The sequence below is a fragment of the Rhodococcus sp. C26F genome, assembly GCF_053345925.1.
On record NZ_JBKFBA010000002.1, the window covers coordinates 215,758 to 230,681 of the forward strand.

A 14,924-nucleotide genomic window follows, 5' to 3' on the forward strand; every position below is an offset into this window, starting at 1 on the left:
AATCAATCGGATCCAGAAGTAGAATCGATCAATGGAATTTCGTCAGCTCCGCCATTTCCTGGCGGTCGTCGAGCACGGCCACTTCACCCGTGCCGCCGAATCCGTGCACCTGTCCCAATCGGCCCTCAGCGCCTCCGTCCGCGCGTTGGAGAACGAGCTGGGAACACCGCTGTTCGAACGCACGACCCGCTCGGTGGTCCCGACCGATGCCGGCAAGGTGCTCTATCCCTATGCGCAGAGAATGCTCGGGGAGGCGCAGGATGCGGTGGCCGCTGTCGGACGGTTGCGGACCGGAGAACTGGGCACATTGACGCTGGGGACGGTGCAGACGTTCACCGCGGTGGACCTCCCCGCACTGCTGGCTCGCCTGCACGGCAGGTTTCCGGGAATCGGAGTGACGCTGAGGGAAGCGACCACGGACGAACTCTTCGATGCCGTGACCACAGCGGAGCTGGACCTGGCGTTCGTCGCGCTCGATGCACGCCCGCTCCCGTCGGGGCTGACCGCGCTCCGGACCTACCGTGAGGAACTGACCGTCGTCGCGGCTCCGGATCATCCGCTCGCAGCTGTAACGGAAATCGACATACGCGCCCTGCAGTCCTGTTCGTTCGTCGACTTCCAGGCGGGCACCGGTCTGCAGACCACGATCGAGTCGCTGTTCGCGGCCGCGGGAGTGCGACGACACATCACGTTCCGGGTCGGCGACATGGACCGTCTCCTCGAACTGGTCCGCTACGGCCTCGGCGTGGCGGTCGTGCCCGAACCGATCGCGCAGCGCAGCGGGCTTCGACGGATTCGCATGAACACCGGAAACCGTTGCCGCACCCTCGCACTCGTCGGACGCGCCACCGCGTCCCACAACAGGGCCGCGAGACTCTTCCTCGACCTGCTCGCCGAGCCGATCGTGTGACCCCCGTGCCGAACGGGTGTTCTCACCCCACCGAGGGTGACTCCCGGGCAATGTCCGAACCGTCCGTCAGGTCCCGCACCTCCGCGTAGCGCTCCCGCACGTGCGGTGTCGGGTCGGCCTCGTAGTGGCGTGTCGCGCCGGATTCCCACGACGGGGGTTCGTCGCCTCCGCGCAGCACCCACGCGGCCTGCCTGGCGGCGCCGCGCGCCACGTACTCCCCCGGTTCGGGAACGTCGACAGGCATGCCCAGCACCGCCGGCGCCAGCTCGCACACCGCCTGCGAGCGCGCCCCACCGCCGACGAGCAGCACCCGCCGGACCTCGGTGCCCTGCGCCCGGATGTGGTCGATGCCGTCGGCCAGCGAACACAGCAGGCCCTCGAACGCCGCGCGGGCGAGATGCGCGGGCGTCGCCGTTCCGAGCCGCAGCCCGTGCAGGGCGCCCGTCGCGCCGGGACGGTTCGGGGTACGTTCCCCTTCCAGATACGGGACCAGCACGAGTCCGTCGCTGCCGGCCGGCGCCGAGAGTGCGAGCCGCGTGAGCTCGGTGTGGTCGACCCCGAGCATCGTCGCGGTGGCGTCCAGTACCCGGGCCCCGTTGAGCGTGCACACCAGTGGCAGATGCCGGCCGGTCGCGTCGGCGAATCCCGCGACGTAACCGTCCGCGTCGCGGGCCGGGGTCGTGGACACCGCGCACACCACGCCCGACGTGCCGATCGAGACGACCACATCGCCTTCGCGGACGTCGAGAGCCAGCGCGCTCGCCGCATTGTCGCCGGCCCCCGGACCGAGCAGGGCACCGGCGACCGTCTCACCGACGCTCTCGGCCGGCCCGGCGACCCGCGGAAGGATCGGACTCGGCCGGCGCAGGGCCAGTTCGAGCAGATCCCGGCGATAGGTGTCCGTGGATGCGTCGAAGTAGCCGGTGCCGCTCGCGTCGCTGCGATCGGTGGCGAGCCGGTCGAGGTCGCGGTCGGTGCGCATCGTCCACGTCAGCCAGTCGTGCGGCAGGCACAGCGCCGCGGTGCGGTCGGCGTTGCCGGGTTCGTGATCGGCGAGCCAGCGGGCCTTCGCGACGGTGATCGCGGCGAGCGGGACCACCCCCACGGCCTCGGCCCACGCGCCCGCCCCACCGGCCTCGTCGACGAGATCGGCTGCTGCCGCTGCAGATCTCGTGTCGTTCCACAGCAGCGCGTCGCGGACCACGTCGCCACGCTCGTCGAGGCACACCATGCCGTGCTGCTGCGCTCCCACCGAGATCGCCGCGACGTCGTCGAGTCCGCCCGCTTCGGAACACGCCCGATCGAAGGCGGCGCGCCACTCCAGCGGGTCCACCGCGGTGCCGGGCGGATGCGGAGCGCGACCTTCGCGCACGACGGCTCCGGTGTCGGCGTCGCACACGACGACCTTGCACGACTGGGTGGACGAATCGATCCCGGCGACGAGCGTCATCGTGCCGCCTCCCGGGCCGCGGTACGGTCGGCCAGCGTGGGCAGGTCGGCGCCGGCGCGCGCGACGGTCAGACCGGACGTCCACGCGGCGGTGTCGAGCACCTCGCGCAGGTCGTCGATCCCGATGCCGCGCAGCCGTTCCCGATGGTCGGCACCGAGGAGTCCGCAGGTCCACAATCCGTCGAGCAGACCGGTGGTGAAGGCGTCGCCTGCCCCGACGGTGTCGACAACCTCGACCCCCACGGCGGGCACCTCGACGGTTCCGGCCGCACACAGCGCCACCGCACCGCGTTCTCCGCGGGTCACCGCGACGATCGCCGGCCCTCGCGAGAGCCAGTCCCGTGCGGTGTCGAGGGGATCGCGGCCGGGCGCGAACCACGTCAGGTCCTCGTCGCTGGCTTTGACCACATCGGCGAGCGAGACGAGGCGTTCGATCCGTTCCCGTCCACGCGCCGGGTCGTCGATCAGCGCCGGGCGGACGTTCGGGTCGAAGCTCACCGTGGACGTTCCCGCCTGCTGCGCAACCAGTTCGGCGACGAGATCGCAACCGGGTTCGAGCACCGTCGCGATGGATCCGGTGTGCACGAGCACGGCGTCCACCGACGGTGGTGGCTCGACCGGATCCCAGACGATATCGAATTCGTACTTCGCGGAACCCTTCTCGTCGATCTCCGCCTGCGCGGTCGCCGTGCGCTCGGCTGCAGCGCTGCCCGGTGTCAGAGACACACCGGAGGCCGCGAGATGGTCGACGATCCGCCGTCCGCGGGCGTCGGTGCCGACGCGTGTCGTGAACTGCACGGGCCGGTCGAGTCGCCCCAGACCCAGTGCGACGTTGAGCGGGCTCCCGCCGACATGCTCGACGGGTTCGGCACCGCCGCGGTGGACGATGTCGACGAGGGCTTCTCCGACGACGAGGGCGTGGCCGTTCATTCCGGCTCTCCCGGAAGTTCCTTCAGGGTGGCGCGGGCACCGTCGCTGTGCAGGGCGTTGAGCGCCCAGGTGTAGGCGTCGACGAAGCGGTGGTTCTGCGCGAGATCGCCGAAGACCTCGGTGTTCTCGATGAAGGCGGTGGGATGCGTGAGTTGTCGTCGCGCGATCGGGACGAGTGTGTCGGCGAGCCGGTCGACCACTTCGATCGGTTGCCCCTGTTCGTCGACGCCTTCGGCGTAGCGCGCCCACGAGGCGACGATCGCCGCGGACGACTGCACGTGACCACCGGTGGCCAGGTTCTCGCGGATCACCGGCACCAGCCACTTCGGGATGCGGTCGGACGACTCGGCGCACAAGCGGGCGATCGTGTCCCGGATCTCGGGGTTCGCGAACCTCTCGATGAGGGTGGTCTTGTACTCGTCGAGATCGATGCCCGGCACCGGTTTCAGGGTCGGTGTCGCTTCGGTGTCCATGTAGGCACGGACGAATCCGGCGAGGAGCGGATCCTGCGCGGCCTCGTGGACGAGGCGGTATCCCATGAGATACGCGAAATAGCAGAGCCCCTGGTGACCGGCGTTGAGCAGGCGCAACTTCATCAGCTCGTAGGGAGCGACGTCGTCGACGATCTGCACTCCCGCATCCTCGAAGGGCGGTCGCCCGTCGGCGAAGGCCTCCTCGAGGACCCACGAGGTGAAGGGCTCGGCGGCGACCGGCCAGCGGTCCTGCACGTCGAAGCGTTCGGACAGCGCCGAGACCACCTCGTCGGTGGTCACCGGGGTGATCCGGTCGACCATCGAGTTCGGGAAGCGGACGTGCTCGGAGATCCACTCCGCGAGATCCGGATTCAGAAGGCGCGCGTACTCGGTGAAGACGCGGCGCGCGACGCTTCCGTTGCCCTCGATGTTGTCGCACGACATCACCGTCGGGGCGCGCAGTCCCCGCTCCCGACGCCGGACGAGAGCCTCGGTGACGAGACCGAAGACGGTGGCCGGGGGTTCACCGGACCGCAGATCGTGTTGCACGGCCGGATCGTCGACGTCGAACTCGCCGGTGTCGTGACGGATGTTGTAACCGCCCTCGGTGACGGTCAGCGAGATGATCCGGGTGCTCGGGGCCGCGAGGAGCTCGATGACCGCCTCGGGATCGTCCGGGGCGTAGCGATAGTCGACGATCGAGCCGATCACCCGCGGCTCCCACGTGCCGTCGGGATGGGTGAGCACCAGCGTGTACAGGTGGTCCTGCGCGGCGAGCGCCTCCTGCATGCGGCGATCACCGGGGAGCACCCCGACGCCGCAGATACCCCATTCCTTCGCCTTCCCCTGTTCGAGGAGCCGGTCGACGTACATCGCCTGGTGCGCGCGGTGGAATCCGCCCACACCGAAGTGCACGATGCCGACGGAGACGTCGTCGCGCCGGTAGCTCGGGACGGGCACGCCCAGCTCGGGGAGCGTCTGCTCGTTCACGTGCATGGATCTTCAGTCCTTTCCCGCCGGATCGGTCACGTCCACGACGGCCTTGATGTTTCCGGGTGTCCGATCGGATTCGAGCGCGTCGGCGGTCTTGTCGAGGGGAAACCGGGCGGTGACCATCGAGTCGAGATCGACCCGGCCCGACCCGACGAGTGCGAGCGCGGTCGGCCACGTGTTCGCGTAGCGGAACACGCCGGTCAGGATCAGTTCGCGGTTCTGGACGAGCTGCACCGGCAGGGTCATCGTCTCGGCGCCGGATCCGACGAGGACGACGGTGCCGCCGGGACGGACCGCGCGGATACCCGAATCGACGGCGGCGGGGGCGCCGGACGCGTCGATGTAGGCGTCCACCCGCAGGGCCGACGGGTCGTCGACGCGGGGGTCGAGCGCAGCGCTCGCCCCGAACGACAGTGCGGTCTCGCGTCGTCGTTCGTCGAGGTCGGTGACGACGACCTCGACCGCACCGAAGGCGCGCGCGACCTGCGCGACGACGATGCCGACGGGACCGGCGCCGGTGACGAGGACGCGGGAGCCGGCGGTGACGCGGGCCTTGCGGACGGCCGCGATACCGACCGACAGCGGCTCGCACAGGGCGGCAGCGTCGTCGGACACGGTGTCCGGAACGGGATGCGCGAAGGCCGCCCCGATGGTGACGTACTCGCACAGGGCGCCGTCGACCGGCGGCGTGGCGTAGAAGCGCATGTGCGGGCACAGGTTGTAGTCGCCGCGGCGCGTCTCCTCGGTGAGCGGGTCGGGACGCTGCGGCTCGATCGAGACCCGCTCGCCGATCCGGCTCTGCGGAACACCGTCCCCGACTGCGACCACGACTCCGGACGCCTCGTGGCCGAGCACGATCGGATCGGTCACGACGAACTCGCCGATCCGCCCTTCGCGGTAGTAGTGCGCGTCCGAGCCGCACACCCCCACGGTGGTCACCCGGACGAGGACGTCGCCGGACTCCGGTGCAGGTAGAGGCCGTTCCTGCATCTCGATGCGGCCCGGTTCGAGAAGCACGGCGGCACGCATCGTGTCCGGGAGCGTCGGGCGAACTGTTGTGTGGGTCACACTCCGATGCTAACGTACTGAGCAGATGCACGCACCCCTGAGCAGATGCTCACGGAGCGCGACGAAGACTGCTCGCACCAAGGAGAGCTCGTGACCGCCCCCGGCCCCACCAACATCCCGGACACGGAGAGCCCGGTATCCACCGAGGATCTCCGTCTCGCCGTGCGGGCCGCGACGCTCTACTACCTCGACGGCCTCACGCAGGCGGAGGTGGCGCAGCGCCTCGGCGTCTCCCGCCCCACCGCCGGCCGGCTCGTCGCACGCGCTCGCGCTCAGGGACTGGTGCGCATCGAGGTCAGCGTGCCACCCACCTGGCGCGACGACCTGCACGCCGAAACCGAACGGGCACTCGAGGAGCGCTACGGACTCGTCGAGGCCGTGGTTGTCGGGCGCCGGGTCGACGACGCGGGTCCGATCGAGGACTCCGCAAGCTTCGCCGCCCTCGGGCGCGCCGCCGCCGGCCTGCTCACGCGCCGTCTCCGCCCCTCCGACACCCTCGGATTCACGTGGGGTCCGGAGACCGTCGCCGTGGCACAGGCCCTCCCGTCGGGTGTCGCCAGTTGCGCGACGATCGTCCAGCTCGACGGCTCCATCTCCACGAGCGCCTACCAGACCGGCACCGAGTTCGTCCTCGGCCGCTGCGCCGAACAGCTTCGGGCGCAACCGCTCCGGCTTCCCACACCGCTGTACGCCGATCCGTCCACGGTCGCGTCGATGCGCGCCGACTCGTTGATCTCCCGCACGCTCGAGGTCGGGCGCCGCGCGGAGGCGATGATCTTCGGTGTGGGCGCCGTGTCGACCTCGACCACCCTGTTCGAGGGCAGCTTCCTCGACACCACGATGCTCCACGAACTCGACGGCCTCGGTGCGGTCGGTGAGATCGGCGGCCGGTTCTTCCGTGCCGACGGCACCGCCGTGCACGGCGAACTCGAAACCCGCACCATGTCGGTACCTCTCGACGACGTCCGCGACTGCCCCGCCACGATTCTCGTCACCGGCGGACAGTCCAAGCACCGCGCTGTACTCGGTGCTCTCCGAGGCGGTCTCGCGAACATGCTCGTCTGCGACATCGCGTGCGCCCAGTACCTGCTCGACCATCCCGACCACGCCCTCGAGAACGGCACCCCGAAGGACGAGGCACCACCGAAATGAGGTAGACCATCGTGCCTACAGCAAGAAGATCCATCCGCGCGGCCGCGGCAGGAGCCGTGGCCCTGAGCGTCGCACTGACCGGTTGTGCCGGTGCAGGATCGATCGGTACGTCCGGCCGCACCGTCACCATCGCGATGGTGTCGAACTCCCAGATGCAGGACGCACAGCAACTCGCGTCGCAGTTCGAGGCCGAGAACCCGGAGATCGACCTGAAGTTCGTCACCCTCTCCGAGAACCAGGCCCGCGCCAAGATCACCGCGTCCACGGCGATGGGCGGTGGCGAGTTCGACGTCGTGATGATCAGCAACTACGAGACTCCCCAGTGGGCGGAGTACGGCTGGCTCACGAATCTGTCACCGTACATCGAGCAGACCGACGGCTACGACGCCGACGACATCATTCCCTCGCTGCGCGAAGCACTCTCGTACGAGGGCGATCTGTACTCGGTGCCCTTCTACGGCGAATCGTCGTTCCTCATGTATCGCAAGGACCTGTTCGAACAGGCCGGCATCACGCTGTCTGACCCGCCGACCTGGACCGAGGTCGCCGAGGCCGCATCGCAACTCGACGGCCCCGACATCAACGGCATCTGCCTGCGCGGCAAGCCCGGCTGGGGTGAGCTGCTCGCACCGCTCGACACCGTCATCAACACCTTCGGCGGACGGTGGTTCGACGAGAACTGGAATGCGCAGCTGAACAGTCCCGAGGTACGCGAAGCGGTGCAGTTCTATGTCGACCTCGTCCGCGAGTACGGTCAGCCCGGTGCCGCGACGAGCGGATTCAGCGAGTGCGCAACGCAACTCGCGCAGGGCCGGGTCGCCATGTGGTACGACTCCACCTCCGCCGTCTCGACCCTCGAGGATCCCGCGTCGAGCAACGTCGTCGGCAAGATCGGCTATGCGGCCGCGCCCGTCCAGGAGAAGGACCCCTCGGGCTGGCTCTACACGTGGTCGCTCGGCATCCCCGCGAGCAGCGAACACACCGAGGACGCGTGGAAGTTCATCTCGTGGATGACCGACCAGCAGTACCTGCGCACCGTCGGCGAGCAACTCGGCTGGGAGCGGGTGCCGCCGGGCAGCCGACTGTCGACCTACGAGATCCCCGAATACGCCGAGGCCGCCGCGGCCTACGGCCCGATCACCCTCGAATCCATCGAGGGAGCCGACCAGCAGAACCCCACGGTCGACCCCGTCCCGTACACGGGCATCCAGTTCGTGGCCATCCCCGAGTTCCAGGATCTCGGCACCCGGGTCAGCCAGCAGATCAGCGCCGCCATCGCCGGACGGCAGAGCGTCGAGGACGCCCTCGACCAGGCACAGAAGTACGCCGAGGCCGTCGGCGCGACCTACCGGGAGAAGGACCGATGACCGCACCTGCAGCGCAGCGTCCCGCACCGGACGCCGACGAGCGCATCCGCGCCGTACGGGAAGCGAAGGAGGAGCAGATCTCTCGGGCCGAGGGATGGCGCCGACGCGGACCCCTGCTCCCGGCCCTGATCTTCACGATCGTGGTCACACAGATCCCGTTCCTGTTCACGCTGTACTACTCGACCCAATCCTGGAACCTCGTCAGCCCCGGCTCCCGCCGGTTCGTCGGACTCCAGAACTACGTCGATGTCTTCCAGGACAGCCAGTTCTGGCAGGTCACCCTGAACACGGTGATCCTCATCGTCGGCACGGTCCTGATCTCCGTGATACTCGGGCTGCTCCTCGCGCTCCTGCTCGACCGGGCGTTCCTCGGCCGCGGTATCGCACGGACCCTGCTCATCACGCCGTTCCTCGTCACCCCGGTCGCCAGTGCACTGATCTGGAAGACGTCGATGTTCGATCCCGTCTTCGGCATCGTCAACTTCGTTCTCTCCCCCTTCGGATTGGGAGAGGTGGACTGGATCAGCCGGTTCCCGCTCCCGGCCGTGATGGTCGCGCTGGTGTGGCAGTGGACGCCGTTCATGATGCTGCTCATCCTCGCCGGCCTGCAGTCGATGCCCCGCGACATCCTCGAGGCCGGCCGCGTCGACGGCGCCGGAGCCTTCGCACTGTTCCGCGAACTGACGCTGCCGCATCTGCGCCGGTTCATCGAACTCGGCACCGTTCTCGGTGCGATCTACCTGGTGAACACGTTCGACGCGATCTACATGATGACCCAGGGCGGACCCGGCACGGCCAGCTCCAACCTGCCGTTCTACATCTACCAGCGCGCGTTCCTCGGCTTCGACATCGGCCAGGCGGCGGCAATGGGTGTCGTGGTCGTCATCGGCACGATCGTCATCGCCACCTTCGCACTGCGCCTGATCTTCACATCGTTCACCGGCAAGGAGGAAGCGGCATGAGCACCACGGCCACGCAGCCGCAGGCTTCGGACACCACGGCACCCACCGGCCGTGTCATGCGCACGGCCCGGAAGCGCAAGAACCGCAAGTTCAATCCCTGGGGTGTGGTCGCGTGGATCGCCGCCATCGGATTCTTCTTCCCGGTCTTCTGGATGGTGCTCACCGCCTTCAAGCAGGAGGCCGACGCCTACTCCGACCCACCGAAGTTCTTCTTCACCCCCACACTCGACCAGTTCCGGGCGGTGTTCGAGACCGGAGTGGGCACGGCCTTACTCAACTCGGCGTTCGCCACCATCGTCTCGACGGCACTGGTCCTGCTGCTCGGTGTGCCGGCGGCCTTCGCGCTGTCGCTGCGGCCGGTGAAGAAGACCAAGGACGTACTGTTCTTCTTCATCAGCACGAAGATGCTGCCCATCGTCGCCGCGATCATCCCGCTGTACGTGATCGTCGCGAACGTCGGCCTGCTCGACAACATCTGGGCCCTGATCATCCTGTACACGGCGATGAACCTGCCCATCGCGGTGTGGATGATGCGGTCGTTCTTCCTCGAGGTCCCGGGCGAGCTGCTCGAGGCGGCGAGCATGGACGGCGCGAGCCTGTGGACGGCGGTACGCGAGCTGATCCTGCCGCTCGTCTCCCCCGGCATCGCCGCGACCGCCCTGATCTGCGTGATCTTCTCGTGGAACGAGTTCTTCTTCGCCGTCAACCTGACCGCCGTCCAGGCGCAGACGATCCCCGTCTTCCTCGTCGGTTTCATCACCGGTGAGGGCCTGTACTGGGCCCGGTTGTCCGCCGCCGCGACGATGGCGGCGCTGCCCGTCGTGCTCGCGGGCTGGCTCGCTCAGAACAAGCTCGTGCGCGGCCTGTCGTTCGGCGCCATCAAGTAGACCCGATTCCCTTTACCAGCAAGGACTTCCACCATGGCCGACATCACCTACCGCAACGCCTCGTGCATCTACGAGAACTCCGACACCTTCGCGGTCGATTCGCTGAACCTCGACATCGAGGACGGCGAGTTCGTGGTCCTCGTCGGACCGTCCGGATCCGGCAAGAGCACCGCGCTGCGCATGCTCGCCGGGCTCGAGGACATCGACGAGGGGTCGATCTCCATCGGCGGCAAGGACATGACCGGTGTGCCGTCGAAGGACCGCGACATCGCGATGGTCTTCCAGAACTACGCGCTGTACCCGAACAAGACGGTCGCCGAGAACATGGGCTTCGCCCTGAAGATGCGCGGCGTGAGCGCGGACGAGCGTCGCCGCAAGGTCGAGGAAGCAGCGAAGATCCTGGACCTGACCCAGTTCCTCGACCGCAAGCCCGCCAAGCTGTCCGGTGGTCAGCGCCAGCGTGTCGCGATGGGACGCGCGATCGTGCGTGAGCCCCAGGTGTTCTGCATGGACGAACCGTTGTCGAACCTCGATGCGAAGCTGCGCGTGCAGACCCGCACCGAGATCGCGGCGCTGCAACGCCGTCTCGGCACCACCACCGTCTACGTCACCCACGACCAGGTCGAGGCGATGACGATGGGCGATCGCGTCGCCGTCCTGAAGAACGGAGTGCTGCAGCAGTTCTCCAGCCCCACCGAACTCTACGACCGTCCCGCCAACGCGTTCGTCGCCGGTTTCATCGGCTCGCCGTCGATGAACCTGCTCCGCGCGAAGGTCGTCGACGACGGAGTCGTCGTGGGCAGCACCGTCATCCCCGTCGAACGCGACCGCATCGCGCGACTGCACTCCGCAGGCATCGAGGAGGTCACCGCCGGGATCCGGCCGGAGGACTTCGAGATCGCCGACGAGGGCGTCGAAGCCGTCGTCGAACTCGTCGAGGAACTCGGCAGCGAGTCGTACCTGTACACGCGGGTGCCCGGCACCGGCAATCAGGTGGTCGCGCGGGCCCTGGTCCGCACCCCCGCACGCCTCGCCGACACCGTGCACCTGCGCAAGCGCGAAGGTACGGTGCACCTGTTCCACGTCGACACCGGAGAGCGGGTGGGCGACTGACCCGGCGACGGAAGGATCCTCAGTGGGCGAGACGGAAGGATCCTCAGTCGGCGAGACGGAAGGATCCTCAGTGGGCGAGCAGAAGGAACGGATGCTGGCCGGCGAACTCTACATCGCCGACGATCCCGAACTCGCCGCCGACGCGCTGCGGGCAGCGCTGCTGACCGAGAAGTACAACGCGTCGAGTGCAGCGGATCCGGATGCGCGTCGCGCGCTGCTCGAGGAGTTGTTCGACTCGATCGGTGACGACGTGGAGATCCGGCCGCCACTGCAGGTGGACTACGGGTACCGGATCACCGTGGGGAACGGGACATTCGTCAACTTCGGCGCGATCATGCTCGACGTCGCGCCGATCACGATCGGCTCGGACGTGCAGATCGGCCCGAATGTGCAACTCCTCACCCCCACTCATCCGCTCGATCCCGATCTCCGCCGCGCGAAGTGGGAATCGGCGCAACCCATCACGATCGGCGACAACGTGTGGCTCGGCGGTGGCGCGACCGTCGGACCGGGCGTCACGATCGGCGAGAACACCGTCGTGGGAGCCGGCGCGGTGGTCACCCGCGACCTGCCGCCGAACGTCGTGGCGACGGGCGTACCTGCGCGGGTGACGCGCCGGCTCTGAGCCGATCGAAGCCACCGCCTCCGAGTCGATCGGAGCGGAACTTGCGTCGATCCCGGCGCTCGCTATGCTGCCCCGCATGATCAGTCGCCGCGCACGCCTCGTCAGTTTCGTCGTCGTCGCGGGTGCGGCACTCGTCGCGGCAGGGTGTTCGCGGAGCGTGGAGGGTGAGGCCACCGCATCCGAAGCACCCACCGAGCCGGCGAGCACCACCGCCACCTCGTCGGCGCCGCCCACGACCACGACCACCACGGCCGCACCGAAGCCGGTCGACCCCGACGACTACGCCGCGACCAGCGAAGGCGTGTACTACTTCGCGTCGCCGGGCGGGCAGTTCGGATGCGCCATCCTCGTCCACACCGCTCCCCTGACAGGCTGCCAGGGCACGATGCCGGCGAGTGCACCCCGGGTCCCCGGCAGCGGCGCGCCGGACGTGCTGGTGCCCGCGAACGCCCTGATGCTCGAAGGGGACAGCCCCGGGGAGTGGGTCAGCATCGGCGACATCGCATTCACGGATTTCGGAGGTGCCCCGAAGACGCTGCCCCACGGCAGCACTCTCACCGTCGATCCGTTCACGTGCACCGTCGACGAGAAGACCGGTCTCACGTGCGAGACGGACACCCATGGATTCACCGTGTCGGAGACCGGCGGCGAGGTGTGGTGACCGCAGCGGTGATCCGGGGAGTGGTCAGGGCAGGTCGTCGCGTGCCATCGGCATCATGAAATCGCCGATCTCGTCCCGCATCCACCACTGGCCCGTCGCGCGTCGTTCGGCGCGCGTGGCGAAGCGGTAGCGGAACAGGCGGGCCCGCACCAGACGGGGTGGTTCGTCCGGGAACGGGTTGTGCCGGAGCAATTTCACGGTGGCCGGATCGTTCTCCAGCAGTTTTCCCGCGAACCGCGGGAACCACCCCGCGGCGTAGTCGCGGGAGATCCCCGCGAACCACATCAACCAGTCCAGACGCAGGTGGTACGGCGCGTACTGACGAGGCCTGCGATACACGTCGCCCGGTTTGCCCTTGAACTCGTACTCGCGCCACTCCGTCGCCGGTGTCACCACCGCATCGGTGGTGCCTTCGACGATCACTTCCCGTCGGGTGCGTGTGACGGTGCCGAACGCGCCGTAGGTGTTCACGAAGTGCCACTTGTTGAACGAGGCGTTCATCGCCTGCCGATGCGACATCATGTTCGCCACAGGCCAGTAGCTGAGCACCGCGACCAGCACGGTCAGCGCCACCACGGCGACGGTGAACGCGATCGGTGTCGGACCGTAGGTCGTGGTGGAGTCGATCAGCAGCCCGTAGAAACTGTCGGGCACCACCGACAGCGCGATGACGATGGTGATCCAGTTGAGCCACGCGAAATTGCCGCTCGTCACCAGCCACAACTGCGTGACGATCATGATCAGTGCGGCGACCCCGGCGACCGGCTGCGGCAGGAACAACCCGAACGGCACGACGAGCTGCGTGAAATGATTACCCGCCACCTCCACCTTGTGCAGCGGCCGCGGGATCAGGTGGAAGTACCGGCTGAGCGGGCCGGGCATCGGCTGGGTTTCGTGGTGGTAGTACAGGCACGTCAGGTCGCGCCAGCACCGGTCGCCGCGCATCTTGATCAGCCCGGCACCGAACTCGAGCCGGAACAGCAACCAGCGCAGCAGGATCAGCACGAACAGCGGCGGCGCGGTATCGGCATTGCCCAGGAAGATCGCGAGCACACCGGCCTCGAGCAGCAGCGACTCCCAGCCGAACGAGTACCAGACCTGACCCACGTTGACGATCGACAGGTACAGCAACCACATCACGAACCACACGAGCATGCAGACCACGAGCGGCAACTGCTCGGTGACACCGAGCACCGTCACCACCGACAGCACGAGACCCACCGCGGCAACCACGGTGAACAGACCGTCGGAGTATCTCCAGTGGAACAGGCTCGGCGACTGCCGGAACGATGTGAGCGCCAGGAAGCGCGGGGCGGGAAGGATGCCGCGTTCGCCGATCAGCGCCCGGAACTGCAGCAGGGCCGCGAGGAAGGCCACGGCGTACAGCACCGCGAGTCCACGGGTGACCAGCAGCCGCCCGATCGTGTACCCGTCCGCGTCCAACCAGTCCATCGCTCGGCTCGTTCGTCGTCTGTCGTGCGCGCCATCTCGAGCATGCCACGTCCGGTTCGCCGACGGAGACAGTCTTGCGACGATGGGTCGAGGGGATCGGGCCTCGTCCTCACTCGATTCGGGTGCGGAGACCGACCGGCTACACGCGGATCTCCCGCCGCAGCCCACTCGCTCGGAGCACCTGCCGTGCCACGCCCGCGCGTACCGCGTCCTCGGTCCCGATGATCCGCACGTGCGACCGCGCACGCGTGATCGCGGTGTACAGCAGTTCGCGGGTGAGCAGCGCCGATCCGGAATCGGGCAGCACCACCGAGACGGTGCCGTACTGACTGCCCTGGCTGCGGTGGATCGTCATTGCGTAGACGGTGCTCACCGCCGGGAGCTGACTCGGGCGCAGTTCGAACGGCGTCTCGCCGCGTGCGAACGCCGCGACGAGTTCGTCGCCGCACCGCACGACCACGCCGGTGTCGCCGTTGTAGATCTGCATGTCGTGGTCGTTCGCGGTGACGAGCAGCGGCCGGCCGGGATACCAGCTCTCGGGATCGAGTCGCTGCCCCGCGGCCTCCCCGATCCACTCGGCGGCCTGCCGCGCCCACCACTGCACACCGGCCGGGCCGTCGCGGTGCGCGCACAGCAACCGGTGTTCCTCGAAGCGCTTGAGCGCCGTGTCGACGTCGCCCGTCTCGGCGGCCTTGGTGACCTCGGCGGCGGAACGGACGATGTCGTCGCGCAGGGCGTCGAGGTCGGACGGGGCCACGAACGAGACCTCCGGGTCGCCCCTGCGCAGGATGTCGAGTACCTCGTCGCCGGCGCCCTTGCGGACGGCCACCGCCAGCTCGGCGATCGCACCACCGAAGCGGCGGCCGCGACTCAGCCGCACGA

14 protein-coding genes are annotated in these 14,924 nt (G+C 68.4%); 8 read left to right on the plus strand and 6 right to left on the minus strand.

All coding sequences use genetic code 11. The features are described from left to right. Positions 1-31: 31 nt before the first annotated feature. Complete coding sequence (locus ACLBYD_RS04125; protein ID WP_447815497.1) at positions 32-910, plus strand: LysR family transcriptional regulator; 879 nt, start codon at positions 32-34, stop codon at positions 908-910. 22 nt (positions 911-932) lie between these two features. Here ACLBYD_RS04125 and ACLBYD_RS04130 read toward each other — a convergent pair whose 3' ends face one another. From ACLBYD_RS04130 to ACLBYD_RS04145, 4 genes are read right to left on the minus strand one after another with little or no spacing between them, the layout of a single operon-like run. Beyond that, positions 933-2,360 carry a xylulokinase gene (locus tag ACLBYD_RS04130; RefSeq protein ID WP_447815498.1) on the minus strand — a complete coding sequence of 476 codons (1,428 nt, stop codon included), beginning with the start codon at positions 2,358-2,360 and terminating at the stop codon, positions 933-935. Continuing rightward, complete coding sequence (locus tag ACLBYD_RS04135) at positions 2,357-3,289, minus strand: carbohydrate kinase family protein (protein ID WP_060651766.1); 933 nt, start codon at positions 3,287-3,289, stop codon at positions 2,357-2,359. Before ACLBYD_RS04135 ends, ACLBYD_RS04130 begins: the two co-directional genes overlap by 4 nt. Further along, positions 3,286-4,758 carry a mannitol dehydrogenase family protein gene (locus tag ACLBYD_RS04140; protein ID WP_447815499.1) on the minus strand — a complete coding sequence of 491 codons (1,473 nt, stop codon included), beginning with the start codon at positions 4,756-4,758 and terminating at the stop codon, positions 3,286-3,288. The genes ACLBYD_RS04135 and ACLBYD_RS04140 overlap by 4 nt, the downstream gene beginning before the upstream one ends. A gap of 6 nt (positions 4,759-4,764) precedes the next feature. Next, a complete protein-coding gene (locus ACLBYD_RS04145; protein ID WP_447815669.1) occupies positions 4,765-5,784 on the minus strand; it encodes an NAD(P)-dependent alcohol dehydrogenase in 1,020 nt (339 codons plus the stop codon). Positions 5,785-5,913: 129 nt separating this feature from the next. Between ACLBYD_RS04145 and ACLBYD_RS04150 the strand changes: the two genes are divergently transcribed. From ACLBYD_RS04150 to ACLBYD_RS04180, 7 genes are all read left to right on the plus strand, one after another. Continuing rightward, positions 5,914-6,975 (plus strand): sugar-binding transcriptional regulator, encoded by a 1,062-nt coding sequence (locus tag ACLBYD_RS04150; protein ID WP_447815500.1) that lies wholly within the window; start codon positions 5,914-5,916, stop codon positions 6,973-6,975. An 11-nt stretch (positions 6,976-6,986) separates the two neighbouring features. Then, positions 6,987-8,342, plus strand: coding sequence for an ABC transporter substrate-binding protein (locus ACLBYD_RS04155; RefSeq protein ID WP_447815501.1), 1,356 nt, complete (start codon positions 6,987-6,989; stop codon positions 8,340-8,342). Continuing rightward, positions 8,339-9,304, plus strand: a complete 966-nt coding sequence (locus ACLBYD_RS04160) for a carbohydrate ABC transporter permease (RefSeq protein ID WP_006550640.1) — start codon at positions 8,339-8,341, stop codon at positions 9,302-9,304. The genes ACLBYD_RS04155 and ACLBYD_RS04160 overlap by 4 nt, the downstream gene beginning before the upstream one ends. Then, positions 9,301-10,191 carry a carbohydrate ABC transporter permease gene (locus ACLBYD_RS04165; RefSeq protein ID WP_447815502.1) on the plus strand — a complete coding sequence of 297 codons (891 nt, stop codon included), beginning with the start codon at positions 9,301-9,303 and terminating at the stop codon, positions 10,189-10,191. The genes ACLBYD_RS04160 and ACLBYD_RS04165 overlap by 4 nt, the downstream gene beginning before the upstream one ends. Positions 10,192-10,224: 33 nt before the next feature. Next, positions 10,225-11,304 carry an ABC transporter ATP-binding protein gene (locus ACLBYD_RS04170; RefSeq protein ID WP_016693896.1) on the plus strand — a complete coding sequence of 360 codons (1,080 nt, stop codon included), beginning with the start codon at positions 10,225-10,227 and terminating at the stop codon, positions 11,302-11,304. Between the two features lie 70 nt (positions 11,305-11,374). Beyond that, the gene (locus ACLBYD_RS04175) at positions 11,375-11,929 is read left to right on the plus strand and encodes a sugar O-acetyltransferase (RefSeq protein WP_447815503.1); all 555 of its coding nucleotides are present in this window, start codon (positions 11,375-11,377) and stop codon (positions 11,927-11,929) included. Positions 11,930-12,005: 76 nt separating this feature from the next. After that, entirely contained in the window at positions 12,006-12,590 is a 585-nt protein-coding gene (locus tag ACLBYD_RS04180; RefSeq protein WP_447815504.1) for a hypothetical protein, read from the plus strand. A 24-nt stretch (positions 12,591-12,614) separates the two neighbouring features. Here the strand turns inward: ACLBYD_RS04180 and ACLBYD_RS04185 are convergent, their stop codons facing one another. Both ACLBYD_RS04185 and ACLBYD_RS04190 read right to left on the minus strand, forming a co-directional pair. Further along, positions 12,615-14,042, minus strand: a complete 1,428-nt coding sequence (locus tag ACLBYD_RS04185; RefSeq protein WP_447815505.1) for a lipase maturation factor family protein — start codon at positions 14,040-14,042, stop codon at positions 12,615-12,617. A gap of 139 nt (positions 14,043-14,181) precedes the next feature. Beyond that, a partial coding sequence (locus tag ACLBYD_RS04190; RefSeq protein ID WP_447815506.1) for an ATP-binding domain-containing protein occupies positions 14,182-14,924 on the minus strand: 743 nt, incomplete at its 5' end.